This window comes from Niastella sp. OAS944, assembly GCA_024809215.1.
Lineage (GTDB): Bacteria > Bacteroidota > Bacteroidia > Chitinophagales > Chitinophagaceae > Niastella.
The window spans coordinates 435,443-451,254 of record JANUBW010000004.1; the positions used below are offsets into that span (position 1 = coordinate 435,443).

The 15,812-nt window shown below is 44.5% G+C and carries 12 protein-coding genes; 6 read left to right on the forward strand and 6 right to left on the reverse strand.

Annotation, left to right across the window (positions count from 1 at the left end; translation table 11 throughout):
- Window positions 1-7: 7 nt before the first annotated feature.
- The 3 genes from GGD38_RS20030 to GGD38_RS20040 are packed head-to-tail and all read right to left on the reverse strand — an operon-like array spanning window position 8 to window position 2,775.
- Window positions 8-1,162, reverse strand: coding sequence for a CaiB/BaiF CoA transferase family protein (locus tag GGD38_RS20030; protein WP_375302170.1), 1,155 nt, complete (start codon window positions 1,160-1,162; stop codon window positions 8-10).
- Window positions 1,159-2,325, reverse strand: coding sequence for an ABC transporter substrate-binding protein (locus tag GGD38_RS20035; RefSeq protein ID WP_375302171.1), 1,167 nt, complete (start codon window positions 2,323-2,325; stop codon window positions 1,159-1,161). The genes GGD38_RS20030 and GGD38_RS20035 overlap by 4 nt, the downstream gene beginning before the upstream one ends.
- Before the next feature lie 6 nt (window positions 2,326-2,331).
- Window positions 2,332-2,775, reverse strand: a complete 444-nt coding sequence (locus tag GGD38_RS20040) for a MaoC family dehydratase (RefSeq protein WP_375302172.1) — start codon at window positions 2,773-2,775, stop codon at window positions 2,332-2,334.
- An 800-nt stretch (window positions 2,776-3,575) separates the two neighbouring features.
- Between GGD38_RS20040 and GGD38_RS20045 the strand changes: the two genes are divergently transcribed.
- The 3 genes from GGD38_RS20045 to GGD38_RS20055 all read left to right on the forward strand — a co-directional run bounded on the left by GGD38_RS20045 (window position 3,576) and on the right by GGD38_RS20055 (window position 6,266).
- Window positions 3,576-3,749, forward strand: coding sequence for a hypothetical protein (locus GGD38_RS20045; protein ID WP_375302173.1), 174 nt, complete (start codon window positions 3,576-3,578; stop codon window positions 3,747-3,749).
- Window positions 3,750-3,912: 163 nt separating this feature from the next.
- Window positions 3,913-4,971 (forward strand): phosphotransferase enzyme family protein, encoded by a 1,059-nt coding sequence (locus GGD38_RS20050; protein WP_375302174.1) that lies wholly within the window; start codon window positions 3,913-3,915, stop codon window positions 4,969-4,971.
- A gap of 2 nt (window positions 4,972-4,973) precedes the next feature.
- Entirely contained in the window at window positions 4,974-6,266 is a 1,293-nt protein-coding gene (locus GGD38_RS20055; protein ID WP_375302175.1) for a sugar MFS transporter, read from the forward strand.
- Between the two features lie 375 nt (window positions 6,267-6,641).
- On the opposite strand, the gene GGD38_RS20060 is transcribed toward GGD38_RS20055, so the two are convergent.
- The 3 genes from GGD38_RS20060 to GGD38_RS20070 form a co-directional block, all read right to left on the reverse strand.
- Entirely contained in the window at window positions 6,642-9,023 is a 2,382-nt protein-coding gene (locus tag GGD38_RS20060) for a carboxypeptidase-like regulatory domain-containing protein (protein ID WP_375302176.1), read from the reverse strand.
- A gap of 276 nt (window positions 9,024-9,299) precedes the next feature.
- The gene (locus GGD38_RS20065; RefSeq protein ID WP_375302177.1) at window positions 9,300-10,016 is read right to left on the reverse strand and encodes a LytR/AlgR family response regulator transcription factor; all 717 of its coding nucleotides are present in this window, start codon (window positions 10,014-10,016) and stop codon (window positions 9,300-9,302) included.
- The gene (locus tag GGD38_RS20070; RefSeq protein WP_375302178.1) at window positions 10,009-11,010 is read right to left on the reverse strand and encodes a sensor histidine kinase; all 1,002 of its coding nucleotides are present in this window, start codon (window positions 11,008-11,010) and stop codon (window positions 10,009-10,011) included. The genes GGD38_RS20065 and GGD38_RS20070 overlap by 8 nt, the downstream gene beginning before the upstream one ends.
- A gap of 594 nt (window positions 11,011-11,604) precedes the next feature.
- Here GGD38_RS20070 and GGD38_RS20075 point away from each other — a divergent pair.
- The 3 genes from GGD38_RS20075 (at window position 11,605) to araA (ending at window position 15,698) form a co-directional block, all read left to right on the forward strand.
- Window positions 11,605-13,308, forward strand: coding sequence for a ribulokinase (locus tag GGD38_RS20075; protein WP_375302179.1), 1,704 nt, complete (start codon window positions 11,605-11,607; stop codon window positions 13,306-13,308).
- Window positions 13,309-13,401: 93 nt separating this feature from the next.
- Window positions 13,402-14,100, forward strand: coding sequence for an L-ribulose-5-phosphate 4-epimerase (locus tag GGD38_RS20080; RefSeq protein WP_375302180.1), 699 nt, complete (start codon window positions 13,402-13,404; stop codon window positions 14,098-14,100).
- Window positions 14,101-14,198: 98 nt separating this feature from the next.
- Window positions 14,199-15,698 carry an L-arabinose isomerase gene (gene araA, locus GGD38_RS20085; RefSeq protein ID WP_375302181.1) on the forward strand — a complete coding sequence of 500 codons (1,500 nt, stop codon included), beginning with the start codon at window positions 14,199-14,201 and terminating at the stop codon, window positions 15,696-15,698.
- Window positions 15,699-15,812 lie beyond the last annotated feature (114 nt).

A 15,812-nucleotide genomic window follows, 5' to 3' on the forward strand; every position in this document is an offset into this window, starting at 1 on the left:
TCGTTTGTTAAAAATGTTTGTCCCCAATCAGTTCTTTATTTATCTTCTCATTATGCTCACCCAACTGCGGAGCAGGTTTGGGCGAAAAGATCCGCTCGCCATTGATGCGTATCGGGCACCGGGTAGTAGTAATTTCTTTCCCATGGGTGGTTGTAATGGTTTGCTCCATTTGCAAACAGGAATACGCTTCGTGTTTTGTTAACCGTTCCCAATCGAGCACTTCCATGGCCCACAGATCTTTTGCATGCAGCTTCTCGAGCCAGTATGCCGACTTCTGTGTTAACAGGTGTTTGGCCAGCACCGACTTTATTTCATCGCGCAAACTGAAGGCAACTTTTTGATCGTACCCCATCATTTCATTACAATGAATGGCTTTTGCCAGTTGCTTCAGATCAACCATGGCAATGGCTATATGACCATCGGCAGTGGAATAAATACCATACGGCGCACTCAATAACGGGTTACCGTTATTTACTTTGCTTCGTTTGGGCAATTTGCCACTGCTATGATAGGTAGTCAATAATTCAAACTGAAAATCGAGCAACGACTCCAGCAGGCTCACTTCTATTAAAGCGCCGGCGCCGGTCTTTTGTCTTCTTATAAGGGCGCTCAAAATACCCTGTACCAGTTGAGAACCGCAAAGGTTATCGGCAATGGCCAAACCAAATGGCATTGGGTTGTCCTTTGCATTACCGGTAGTGTAAGCCAAACCGCTCATCGATTGCAGCAACAGGTCCTGACCCGGTCTGTGTTTCCAGGGGCCTTCGGTACCGTAGCCGCTGATGGCGCCGTATATAATGCGTGGATTAAGCTTTACCGCTTCGGCGTAGCTTAACCCTACTTTTTCCATTATACCGGGGCGGAAGTTGTGCGTAAGCACATCTGCCTTTTCAATAAGCTTTTTTACCAGTGCCAGATCATCGGGATTTTTAAGATCGGCAGTATAACTTTCTTTGTTGCGGTTGATGGTATGAAACAACATGGAGCTGTCGTCGGTCCACAGGTTTTTGATAGACAGGCGGCGGCCGGCATCACCAGTACCGGGGCGTTCTACCTTTATAACACGCGCGCCCAGATCGGCCAGGCGTAAGCCGGCAGACGGGCCAGATAAATACTGACTAAATTCAAGCACAAGCAATCCCTGTAGGGGCAATCGACTCATATAGACAAGCTCATTTTTTCGCCTTTAAGGCTATGTTGATAAATGCGATCTATTTCTTTTAAAACATTCTCAGGATTTCCGTCCTTCATCAAATATTCCTGAACCGGATCGCCGGCATGGTCCTGAAAATGAAGATACCCATTATAACGCGGACGCATGTACCCGTTTTTCATTACAGGTAAAACGTCGTGAAAAAAGCTATTGGTTAATACATTGGCCAGGTTGTTCGTCCAGGCTGCCAGGTGGCCCGGTTGCCCACCGTGTTGCACATAAAAAGTACTTTGGCATTCTTCACTGCAGATCCAGGCTGCATAATCGATGGCTTCTTTCTTATGTTTCGTAAACGACGAAACCGCCAAACCCGTTCCACCAATGGTACTGCGTAACCGCTTTTTACCAAAATGTACCAGATTGGCATAGGTAAGCGGATATTTCGCATAACCCAGGCGAGGATAGTTTGAATAGCAATAAGCGAATGGACAGTACCAGTAATCGTTGGTGCTGCTCATAAGCTCGGCCACGGCTATCGGGTTACAGGAAAATAATTTTTTATCAATTAAAGAATACAGATCGCGCATTGTTTGCAGGGCCTGTACGCCTGTTTCTTTACTTACTACCTGTTCTTTGCTACGGAAAGGTTCTTCACCCAAAGCAATACAGAACATGTACAGGTTCATAAGGCTGTCGATGGGAATAGATGGAATGGCTACTTTTCCTGCTTTTGCCAAATCGATCAACTCTTCCCAGGTATCGGGCACTGCAGCACCGTTCTGTTTGAACAGGTCGGCACGATAACTTGCTGCAGGTGTAGCCGCATCGATGGCCAATGCCCACTGATGATTATCGTAATAATAACTTATATGCGACTCCCCTACCGAATTACTTGATTGATTTTGCAGATAAGCGGCGGGTAAATGTTCGTCTAACGGTAATACACTGTTTGTTGCGGCAGCACAGCCTACCCAGGGGTGATCGATGATCAGCAGATCATAATCGTTCACCAGTTTTTCCAGTGGAAAATCGGCAAACTCCTGCAGGGTCCTTTTCTTCCAGTTTATAGTCACATTGGGGTGCAGCTCAGCATAACGTTGTGCACTTGCCAGCAATGGCGTGAGGCCTCTGCTGTGCCCCCAGGTAATTCCATTTAAAACAATTTCAGACATATCTTCCTAACTTTCTTTTTTATGTACCAACAGTACATGTTCACAAATCATTACAACATCACCATGCTGGTTAAACACTTCTACCAGTTCGGTTACCAGGCCAAAACCCGGCTTTTTATGTTCTTTAATATTTGAGATGGTAACAGTTGCTTTTATAGTGTCACCAATAAAAACGGGTTTAATAAAACGTAAGCGATCATAACCGTAGGTCATGGCCACTTCATTTATAACGTGTGCAGTTAAACCAACTGCAATGGTAAAGATGAGGGTACCATGGGCAATGCGCTTTTTAAAAGGCTGCGTTTTGCACCATTCTTCATCCATATGGTGGGGGAAGAAATCGCCGCTCTGGCCTGCATGTATAACAATATCGGTTTCGGTTACTGTACGTCCGCCGGTTGATCTTTTCTCGTTCAGTTCAAATTCTTCAAAATATTTGGTAATACCCATACAGGATGTAATAGTTAGCTGAATATCTATTGGTTAACGTTAATATCAGAATGATAACGGACTTAGTGCCATTATAATTATGTCAGGCAGAATGAATCGGCTGATGTGGCTCCCGCGGGTATGCAGGACAGATGAAGAAAATGGAACCATTTTTTTCATAAGTGCAACTATTTTCAATCGTAAATAGGTGTCAGGCTACGGTTTTTCAACCAGTTTATTAATGATGCCTGTTAAGAACTGATTTATCACATTCGGGGTTGATGGAAAGACGTGCCACGTCAGTTTGAGACAGTCGCTTTTGAGAGCTTCAGGTAATTGTTAACTGGCCTTTATCGTTGTTTGTAGACACAAATACAATGCAGGCTTAACGTGGCACGCCTCGTCCTTGCTGCTTTTGCTAAATAACCAACACTGAACGCTTTAAAGTGGAAAGCTACACATTTTAGCCAGGGGCATCAATGTCAGGTTTAACTGAATTGATGGAATATTTTACTAAATAATAACATGCTGTATGTAACAGGGTAAAGGGATTTAGCGGAAAGGCCCTTCATATATTACTATTATTGAGTTGAAAAGTTGACAAGTTAACAAGTTAACAAGGTTGTCCTATGTGCGGCAGTTTAAGTAATGGTTGAGAGGTTGATAGAGGTAAATGCAGTGTTGACGAGTTAACAAGTTTGGGAAACCCGATTATATGCCGGCCTCCCTATGAGCAGGAAGTAGTGGGGTTGATATGCAAAAAACAGTGGCATTTTCCTATTACCACGTTTTTCGTTAAATTAGGTCATAAACAGGATATTTTGAAAACAATCGTGATAGAAAGAAAAAAAAATGTTCTAATTCCGGAAAAAGATTTTCAGGCTTTACAAAAAAGGGCAGCGCTGAAAACAAAGCCCGAAAAATTATTGACCATTGGGGAAGCAAAAACGCACAGTAAAAAACTGATCAGGAAATGGGCTACAGACCATTTGTAGTGAATTGGCAATTGAGCTGTATTTACTTCTTCATTTTACATTCCACATTTCTCATTCTTCATTCCTCCATTCAAGGGGTTGGGGGGTAAAAATGGCACAACCGATTGCGTGTTCCTTTTCCATATGAACGATGTAAGTTTGAGACCGACTCAATAGATGATGCATGTTCGACAATATTTTAACCCATTTTGGCCTTAACCCTGCAAACTTTACCGTACAAGCTTTTGGTAGTGGTCTTATTAACCACACCTGGAAGATCAGTAACCAGCATGGCCTCCCCTGCTATATTCTGCAACAAATAAATACTGCTGTTTTCAAACATCCCGAAGATATTGCCATGAACATTGGCAACCTGGGCGCGTGGTTGAAAAAAGAAAGTCCCGATTACCTGTTTGCCGGCGCCCTGCCCGCCGCCACCGGCAGCTATTTATTCGTTGATGATAAAAAACAGTACTTCCGGCTGTTCCCGTTTATTGCACAATCGCACTCGGTTGATATGGTGCATACACCTGAGCAGGCTTTTGAAGCTGCCCGCCAGTTTGCCCGCTTCACTAAATTGCTGAGCGGTTTTGATACCAGCCGGTTGAAAATAACCATTCCGCAGTTTCACGATCTTTCGTTGCGGTACCAGCAGTTTACCGATGCATTGGCCAATGGCAACTCAATCCGTATTCAGGATGCTTCGGGTCTTATAAGCTATTTGCAACAACAGCATCACATGGTGCAAACGTATGAGCATATTAAAAACGACCCTGCATTCGCACTGCGCGTTATTCACCACGATACCAAGATCAGTAATGTGCTGTTTGATGCACACCAAAAAGGTTTATGTGTTATTGACCTCGATACAGTAATGCCTGGCTATTTTATCAGCGATGTAGGCGATATGATGCGCACTTATTTATCGCCTGTAAGCGAAGAAGAAAGGGATTTTCAGAAAATACAGGTGCGCAATGATTTCTTTACCGCCATTGCCCAGGGCTACCTTGGCGAACTGAATAATGAATTATCGGCCGTTGAAAAAAGGCATTTTGTATATGCAGGTCAGTTCATGATTTATATGCAGGCCTTGCGTTTTTTAACGGATCATCTAAATGATGACGTATATTACGGCGCCAAATACGACGGCCACAATTTGATAAGGGCCCAGAACCAGGCAATACTGCTGCAACAGTATAATGAAAAAGAAGAATTGTTCAACCAAATCATTTCAACAATTTAAACATGAGTACTGCTGAAACGCTGACTGCACCTGTACCTACACAAAAAACCAACACAACAGCCATTTTTATTATCGGCTTTTTGTTCTTCATTTTCGGGTTTGTAACCTGGCTGAACGGAAGCCTTATTCAATTTCTGAAACTGGTTTGCCAGCTTGAAAGCGATGTGCAGGCCTTTTTTGTGACCTTCGCCTTTTATATGGCCTATTTCTTTTTGGCCATCCCCTCTTCAATGATCTTAAAACGCACTGGTTTCAAAAAAGGAATGTCATTAGGACTGCTGGTGATGGCCATTGGTTCAATTATTTTCATTCCGGCCGCACAGCAAAGAAGCTTTCCGTTGTTCCTTACCGGTTTATTTATACAGGGAACCGGGCTTTCTTTACTGCAAACAGCCAGTAACCCTTACATCAGCATCATTGGGCCCATTGAAAGCGCTGCGCAACGCATAAGCATTATGGGTATTTGTAATAAAATAGCTGGTATTATCAGCCCATTGATCTTAAGCGCCGTTTTATTAAGCAATGCCAAAGAGCTGGAAGACAAAATAGAGACCACTAAAGATCAGGCAGCAATTGAGCAATTGTTGAATGAGCTGAGTGGCAAAGTGATTGGCCCCTATGTTATTCTGGCTATAGTACTGGCTATACTGGCATTTGCGTTATTCAAATCGCCGCTGCCCGAGCCAAAAATTGAAGAAGAAAAAACATCGGCTGCATCCACAACTGACAATAAAACCAGCATCTGGCAATTTCCTTACCTGTTACTGGGGGCCCTGTGCATCTTTTTGTATGTAGGTGTTGAAGTACTGTCTGGTGATGGAATTGGAATATATGGAAGCGCAATGGGTATGCCCCTTGCAGAAACAAAGAACTTCACGTCATTTACCCTTGCCGCTATGCTGGTGGGTTATGTAGTAGGAATTTTCACCATCCCTAAAATTATTTCACAACAGACCGCTCTGCGGGTTTCTGCCATACTGGGAATTATATTTTCCGTTGGCGTTTTCGTTACAAGCGGTTATGTTGCCATTACTTTTATTGCACTTTTAGGATTGGCCAATTCGCTGATGTGGCCTGCCATTTGGCCGCTGGCTATTGACAAACTGGGCAAGTTCACTCAAACAGGCTCCGCTTTACTGGTAATGGGTATTGCCGGTGGCGCCATTGTACCATTACTGTATGGTGCATTAAAAAATGTGATCCCCAACCACATGGCGTTCTTTGTTTGTTTGATCCCCTGCTATTTGTACATTTTGTATTATGCTTTAAAGGGACATAAGATGGGAAAGAAATAAGTTGACGAGTTAACAAGGATTTCCTCTGTGCGGCGGGCACATTAATAGTTGAAAAGTTGATGGAGGTGATATAGTTGATAAAGGGTTTATGTGCCGCGGGCTGATTAATAGCTGACGGATTGATAACAGCTAAATCAATAAGTTATCATGCATAATATTGATAAAAATCCCCTTGACCTGGTCAAGGGGATTTTGTTTTATTTCATACTCATTCATATGAGTCAAAATTATCGGTATCATCAAACAGCAAATAACTCCCAACAAAACTCATGACACCGAAAATGTCAAAGAGATCAATCATAATGTAACATAAAAGATTTAAAAACATGTCTTTTGCGTTTGGCGTTTTGCGTTAAGCGTTCGGCGTTTGGCCTTTTACCATTGGATCTTATACATTATATCGGGAAAGAACCCTATCTGATTAACGGTCCCTACTTCTTTTCGCACCTGGTTGTAGCGGCGAACAAATACATTATCACGATTGGTTACGTTTTGCAGATCGAGATAAATAGTTTGCGACAACCTGCGTTTGCTGCTGTTAAGGCGAAAACCAAAGCGGGTATCGAGGCGTAAGTAATCGGGAAACCGTTCCGCATTGTAACGCGTTTCATCTAACTTCTCGGTACCGGCACGTGCAGATGCCACAAGATCAACCGGTGTATAATAACGGCCACCGGAATATGCCATCTTTATATCAACCGTAAATACATTGCGCCCGCTGCTGCCCATCTTCCACTCTTTACCAGCCAGCACATTCAGCACACTGCGGTTATTAAATGTAGAATTGCGTTCTAAGCCATCGCTTCCCTTATATTTTGAATCGAACACAGAAGCTGTAGTAAGCAGATAATACCCTTTACTGAAGAACTTTTCAATAGTGAGCTCCACTCCCCTGTTTGAACCGGTACCGTTGTTTACCAGGTTTATCTTTTCGGGGAAGGTAAAATCGGCGCCGCTGTTTAAGATAGAAAAGCCGCTGGCCATCCCCTCAACCGGTGCATCGAAAATATGCTGATAATATGCTTCGGCTTTTAACCGCCAGTCTTTTGCAAAGGACCAATCGTAGCCGAGAATATAATGATGCGCTTTTGTAAAACCCAGATCGCGGTTGCCTTGATCATAAGTACCATTGGGCAGTTTTTCCTGGTACAAATAAACCGGTGCAGGTTGTAACTGGCTGTGCAGTCCATAACTTACCGTAACCGTTTTTGTATTATCAATTGCATAGCTCAACGAGGCACGTGGTTCTATTGAAGACGCATCGTTAAAAGTATAGAACATGCCATGCACACCGGCATTCAGCGATAACTTTTCGGTAAAGCGGTATTTACCCTGAACATATGGCTGCAATAACCAGCTTGCTCCATCGTAATCGCGCAGTACTTCCCAACCGGGGCGATTTTCACGGGTTTCGAGAAACGTATTTAGTCCGTTTTGCTCTGCCAGGAATCCGCCTCGCATGGTAAACCGCGTACTTAGTTTTGAATTGATGTAAGTAGAAAAACGCAACCCGGTGTTCTTTGTTTCCTGATTCATTACATACTGTCGCTCGGCCAATGAATCGTAGTATTTATATATTTGGCCTTCGTTGCCGGTATATGAATATGACAATACCGAACGGATATAAGAATTGCGCCCTACATCGATGGTATGTTTTAAACCAACTACCCCTATGCGCGATTTAAAGTAAGTATCTTCATCTTTATTGGCAAACAGATCTGCAGAATCGAGATCGGCGCCAATGAAATCAATATTACTGGTGCCACCCATACCAAAGATGCCAAACTTACCAAGCTTTGAGTTGGCGAAATTGATATTGAAAATAAGGTCCTGGTACTTGGGCACGGCTTCGGTACCAAACTTTAATCCTACCTGCTGGCCTAACTGGGCAAAGGAATAGCGATAGCCCACCAGGAATGAAGAACCGTTCTTCTTTTTACTTAAAGGCCCTTCTATCATTGCTTCCAATCCGCTGAACATATTCAACTGCAGCGTTTTTTCCACTTTATCTTTATTACCCGAACGCAAGGAAAGATCGAACACGGCGCCGCTGGCGTTGCCATATTCCGCAGGGAAAGCGCCGGTATAAAAATCGGAGTTCTTCAACGCATTGGTGTTAAGTGCGCTTACTGGTCCGCCGGTAGTACCCAATGTTGTAAAGTGATTAGGGTTAGGAATGGGCACTCCTTCCATTCGCCATAATACTGCAGTGGGAGAATTACCCCGTACAACGATATCGTTGCGTGAATCGTTGGTAGAAGACACGCCGGCAAAATTGCTGGCCAGCCTGGCCGGGTCGTTTCGTCCGCCCGCATAGCGGGTTACTTCGTCCATACTGAACGACCGCGAACTACTACCTGCAAATTCATTCAGCGCCATGCCCTTTCTTGCTTTGGGTGCCGTAACACTTACTTCGTTCAATGTGCGAATAGATTCTTCGAGTGAGACATCGAGGATCACCTGTTTGCCAATGGTCACCAACACTTCGGGAATGGATACCGGTTTATAACCTATTGAAGTGAACGAGATGCGCTGACGGCCAACCGGCACATTCACCAGGGTGTAATTGCCGGTTGAATCGGTGGTAACACCCATCGACAACCCGGTTACCATTACACTAACGCCGGACAGCGGTTTTTCTGAAGCCTTGTCGAGAACAGTACCTTTTACTGTTTGTGTGGTTTGTTGCGCCTGCAGGCAGATAGTGGTTAACATACCTATCGCCAGCGTGGCCATGTAAGAAACTTTTAATAGCATAAGTTGGTGGTTACTTTATGCTTCAAAAATCCTTAAGAAGTGTTTGTTGAAAAAACGAAGTAGGCTAGTTCTTAGATTGATTCGACATCACGGGCTTTTTTGTAGATGACAGAGTTTATGGTTCATTGTTCACTGCGCGGTTGTTGAGTTATCAACAGGCGGCTTTCGTTTACCGGTTACAGGCCCCTCCCCTGCCCCTCCCCCGGTAGGGGGAGGGGAATCCCATCAACTTTTCAACTCCTTGTCAACTTGTCAACATGTCAACTTGTTAACTTACTATAACTTATGACTAATAGCCTTCGTCAGCTCCTCCTTATAAAAATCACTTACAGGAATGATATGCTCACCAATATACACGCGGTTCTTACGAATGAAAGTTATTTTATCTATGGCCACCATAAATGATTTGTGCACGCGAACGAAGCGGGTTGCGGGCAGTTTATCGGCCAGCGATTTCATGGCCAGTTTGGTGATAACGGGTTTGTCGTTTTGGTGCAGATAGATCTTCATATAATCTCTTATACTTTCAATATGTGTGATCTCCTGCACAGCGATCTTTACCAGGCTGTACTCTACATTTACAAAGAAATAATCACTGGTTGTTTGCGCTACCGGCGCCAGAGCGCCTTGTTTTTTCAGCTGACAAAAATCCGCAGCTTTGTTTACTGCCCGTAAAAAACGCTCAAAGGTCACCGGCTTTACCAGGTAATCCAACACATCGAGTTCAAAGCCTTCCAATGCATACTTTTTAAACGCAGTAATAAAGATCACCACTGGTTTATAGGTAAGGGATTGCAGGAACTGGGTGCCGGTAACACCCGGCATTTGAATATCGAGGAAGATGAGGTCAATGGGCTCGCGCCGCAATACATCCATAGCCTCGTACGCGTTCTTACAACGCTGTACCAGGTGCAGGAAGGGAATACGTTTAATATTATCTTCCAGCAGATCGAGCGATAATACTTCATCATCAACAGCCAGGCATTTAATCATGGGTTACAATTTTAAGGGAGGCATGAAACCAGTTGCCTTCTTTTTGCGCAGCTAACTGGTGTTTACCGGGATACAGGATCTTCAACCTGCGTTCGAGATTGGTTAACCCTATGCCTTTTGTTTTATCGGCCACCTGGGCCGTATAAGCAATGGTTTTATTTGAAACCGATAACGATACTTCTTTTTCTGCCACCGCCAGTTCAATATTGATCTCCGGCTCCTCAGCCACATTTACCCCATGCTTAAACGCATTTTCAATTAAGGGTATCAGTAACATTGGTTCTATTATATGCGAATAATTTCCCGGCTGCACCATAAACAGGATCTTCACCGAATCGCCAAAACGCATTGTTTGCAGATCGATATAACTGCGTATATATTCCACCTCTTTATGCAGGCTCACCTTTTCTTCATCAGAATCGTACAACATATAATGCATCAGGTTCGACATTTTTAACAACGCCGGCTCCAACAGATCAGACTTCTTGCGCGCCAACGACACCATACTATTGAGCGCATTGAACATAAAGTGCGGACTAACCTGCGAGCGTAAAAAAGAAAGCTCCATAGTGAGGGTTTCTTTTTGTAACCGTTCGGTTTGCATTACGTCGACCATAAACCGGTAACTGGTGGCGGTGCCAAATACAAACAAACCGATAAATATTTTCACCACTATACCAGCAAAGATCGCGTACCAGGGCAGTTCTCCTGCTATCACCATAATACAACCAGGAACCAATGCGAAAAAAAAGCTGATACCAAGAATGGCAAGCACATATGCAGCCACCCGTTTTTTTAATAAAAACCGCGGATACAATACGTAAGCACTAAAATAGAAACCCACTGTTTGCAATGCAGTAAAAATGATGGTATGCCATTGCAGGTAATTGGGCTTATCGGTATCCTTGAGGGGCATAATAAAAATGGGCACCATTACAATTAATGCGGTGCACAAAATATGCAGTAAGATATAAACCAGTTTTCTTCGCGACATGATAATACGAAAATAGATTTTTTAGCTTTATATGGTTTGTGTGAATGATAACCGGGCCTTTTCTGGCGACGAAATTTCCTATTTTGAAGATGAGTTCATAGTTCTTAGTTCTCAGTTTTTAGTTCTTTTGTTTCAAACGGCGGACAAATAGCAAAACACCTCCATATTGTTACCGGTCCCGCGGCCAGGACCAACTTGTAAACTGACCAACTGACCAACTTACAAACTGAATAACTGGTATTCCCGGCAACAGGTAACTGGTAACCGGAAACCATTCACCATTCACCAACTTCATTTTTAATGATTTAGCTCAGTTTTTAGCTTTTCCCGGCCCTTCTACCCTATTTTTGCCACCCTTTCAAAGCCCCAAGCAAGCAAAACAGCCCCCAATTGTTAAAAAAGTAGCTTTTCCTAGCCCTTTCTACAGGTTTACCCTGATATTTCCCCACCGGTAGCATAAGTAATTTTTGTGGATACATTCTTTAATTGTTATTTTGACACGAAATGGGACACGAGGGCGATCCAGGCAATACCTTTACCGCTCTTCATCCCAATCGGGTCTTCAATAAAAACACAACTGTTTTAGTTGCCGATATGAAAAAAGAAAATTATGTAATAGGGGTTGACTATGGCACCGATTCAGTGCGGTCAATCATCGCCAACGCTGCCAATGGGCAGGAAGTAGCATCTGCAGTATTTTATTATCCCCGCTGGAAAGACGGATTGTATTGTAACCCGGGTGTTAACCAGTTCAGACAGCATCCGCTCGACTACCTGGAAGGCCTGGAACAAACCATTACCCGTTGCTTACTGCAGGCGGGCCCTTCAGTAACGGCCAACATCAGGGCCATTTCAGTGGACACAACTGGTAGTACACCCGTAGCGGTAGACGAAACCGGCACGCCCCTCGCCCTGTTGCCGCGTTTTGAAAAGAACCCCAACGCCATGTTCGTGCTGTGGAAAGACCATACATCGGTTCCCGAAGCAGCCGAGATCAATGCGCATGCTGAAAAATACGATATCAACTACCTGCAATATGTAGGTGGTATTTATTCTTCAGAATGGTTCTGGGCCAAGCTGTTGCACGTTTTGCGTGAAGACAGCGAGGTACGTGAAGCATGTCATTCATGGGTTGAACATTGCGATTGGATCCCCTTCGTGTTAACAGGCGGCAAAAAAGTTGCTGACATGAAACGCGGCGTATGTTCAGCCGGGCACAAAGCCCTGTGGGCTGCTGAATTCGGCGGCTTACCTCCTGAACAATTCTTTACCGATCTTGATCCGTTGTTAACCGGATTTACCGAAAGACTTTTCTCAAAAACATATACATCTGACCAGGCTGCCGGCACATTAAGTAAAGAATGGGCCGAAAAACTGGGACTTTCTACCGACGTGGTGATCGGTGTTGGCGCTTTTGACGCCCATATGGGCGCCGTAGGCGGACAAATTGAACCCTACCACCTGAGCAAGGTAATGGGTACCTCTACCTGCGATATGCTGGTAGCACCACTGAAAGAAGTAGAAGGCAAACTGGTGAAAGGTATTTGCGGACAGGTGCCTGGTTCTGTGATCCCCGGCATGATGGGGCTGGAAGCCGGACAAAGCGCCTTTGGCGATGCATACGCCTGGTTCAAACAAGTGCTTACCTGGCCTTTACAACATGTATTAGGTCAGTCGACTATCGTAAATACAGAAACTGCCAAAGCTATTATTGAGGAAACTGCCGACAAGCTGATCCCCGAATTAAGTAAACAGGCAGCGCAAATAGAGATCGATGAGAACAGCGAACTGGCAGTTGACTGGTTCAATGGCCGTCGTACCCCCGATGCCAGCCAGGAGCTGAAAGGCGCCATTACCGGCCTCAATCTTGGCAGCGATGCACCACGTATCTTCAGAGCTATTGTAGAAGCTACCTGCTTTGGCGCTAAAGCCATTGTTGACCGCTTCAACAACGAAGGTGTTCCGGTAAAAGGGTTGATAGGACTGGGTGGTGTGGCCAAAAAATCGCCGTTCATTATGCAAATGATGGCCGACGTTATGAACATGCCTATCCGCATTCATAAATCAGAACAAACCTGCGCCCTTGGCGCCGCTATGTTTGCCGCTACTGCTGCAGGTATATATAATAAGGTAGAAGACGCCATGAATGCCATGGGCCAGGGCTTCGATACCACTTACTACCCCGACAAATCGAAAGTAGCCCTGTACGCAGCCCGCTACAAAAAGTATCACAATCTGGGTGGGTTTGTTGAGAGTACCGTGAAAGCTAAATCAAAAGAAAAAGCATTGTCAAATTAAATACAGGTTACAGGTTTCAAGTTGCAGGTTACAGGGAATACAAATACAAGTCCTTGCAACCTGCAACTTGTAACCTGAAACACTTTCCCTATCATGAGCAAGTATCAACACATACAAGACGCCTGTTACAAAGCCAATATGCAGCTACCAGAACTTAACCTGGTATTATTCACTTTTGGTAATGTAAGTGTAGCCGACAGAGCGCTCGGCGTTTTTGCTATTAAGCCAAGCGGTGTTCCCTATAAGGACCTCACCCCTGAAAAGATGGTGATCGTTGATTTCGATGGCAACATCATCTCTGGCGATCTGCGCCCTTCAAGCGACACAAAAACACACGCCGTATTATATAAAGTATGGGATAAAATCGGCGCAATTGTTCATACGCACAGCACTTATGCTACAGCGTGGGCACAGGCGCAACGCGATATTCCCATCTTTGGCACTACCCATGCCGATCATAACACGGTAGATATTCCCTGCGCACCGCCCATGAGCGATGACATGATAAAAGGGAACTATGAGTATGAGACCGGCTACCAGATCATCAATTGTTTCAGGGAAAGAAAACTGTCGTACGAGGAAGTGGAAATGATCCTGGTGGGCAACCACGCGCCATTTGCCTGGGGTAAAAATGGCGACAAAGCCGTATACAACGCCGCTGTTTTGGAAGAAGTAGCCCGTATGGCTTATCTCACCGAACAAATTAACCCAAAAGCGCCCCGGTTAAAAGATGCGCTTATTGAAAAACACTGGCAGCGTAAGCATGGTAAAGATGCTTATTATGGTCAGTAGAACCTTTGTATTTCAATATCACATTAGCATATTAGCAAATTATCACATTAACAATAGCATTACGTCGAAAACTGACGATTGCACAATAAATACGCATTATGGAAGATCTGAAAAAACTGGAAGTTTGGTTTGTAACAGGCAGCCAGCACCTGTACGGCGAAGAAACCCTGAAACAGGTTGCCGAACACTCAATGCAAATTGCCAAATCAATTGATAAAGACCCAGCCATTCCGGTACGGGTTGTTTTTAAACCTGTAGTTAAATCGCCCGAAGAAATTTACCAGGTTTGCCAGGAAGCAAATACAACTACTACCTGTATTGGTATCATTGCCTGGATGCACACCTTCTCCCCCGCTAAAATGTGGATCGGCGGTTTGAAAGTGTTGCAAAAACCCCTGTTACACCTGCACACCCAGTTTAACCGTGATATTCCCTGGAGCAGCATCGATATGGACTTCATGAACCTGAACCAAAGCGCCCATGGCGACCGTGAGTTCGGCTTTATGGTTAGCCGCATGCGTTTGAATAGAAAAGTGGTTGTTGGCCACTGGCAGGAAGCCCAGGTTATAAACAGCGTAAGTGTTTGGATGCGCGCTGCCGCCGGCTGGAACGACTGGCAAAACGCCCGCTTCTGCCGCTTTGGCGACAACATGCGCCAGGTAGCAGTTACCGAAGGCGATAAGGTTGAAGCTGAACTGAAATTTGGCTATTCTGTAAACGGTTATGGTATTGGCGACCTGGTAAAAGTGATCAATGATGTGAGCGACACCGCTATTACCGAAACAGCCGCTTTATATGAAGATATATATACCGTACAGGCTCCCCTTCGCAAGGGTGGTGAACGTCATAAAGAACTGCGCGAAGCCGCTAAGATCGAGATCGGGATGCGCAACTTCCTGAAAGCGGGTAATTTCAAAGGTTATACCGATACTTTTGAAGACCTGCATGGCATGGTGCAATTACCTGGTATCGCTTCTCAACGCCTGATGGCCGAAGGTTACGGTTTTGGTGGCGAAGGCGACTGGAAAACTTCTGCCCTGGTGCGCGCCATGAAAGTAATGGCAACCGGACTTAAAGGCGGTAACTCATTTATGGAAGATTATACCTACCATTTTGACCCCAATAACGCACTGGTACTGGGTTCTCACATGCTGGAGATCTGTCCTTCCATCGCCAACGACAAACCAACTGTTGAAATTCACCCACTGGGTATTGGTGGCAAAAGCGACCCTGTTCGCCTGGTATTTAACGCAGGCAGCGGTCCGGCCCTGAACGCCTCTATTGTTGATATGGGTAACCGTTTCAGACTGATCGTGAATGAAGTGGTAGCTGTTGACCCAATTGAAAGCCTGCCTAAATTACCGGTTGCGCGTGTATTGTGGAAACCCTACCCTGATATGAAAACAGGTTGTGCAGCATGGATTTTGGCGGGCGGTGCTCACCACACCGGCTACAGCCAGAACCTGACCGTAGAACATATGGAAGATTTTGCTGAAATGGCGGGAGTTGAGTTCTTATTGATCGGCAAAAACAGCAATTTGTACGATATTAAGAATCAATTAAGATGGAATGATCTGTATTATCGTCACTCGATTTAAAAATAATTCCACATATTGCAGCCTCAATTGCGAAAACTTCACCAAAATGGTGAAGTTTTCGCAAATAAAAGCGGAAAAAGCGCCTAAATAACAACAAACATTCATTCTTTAAAA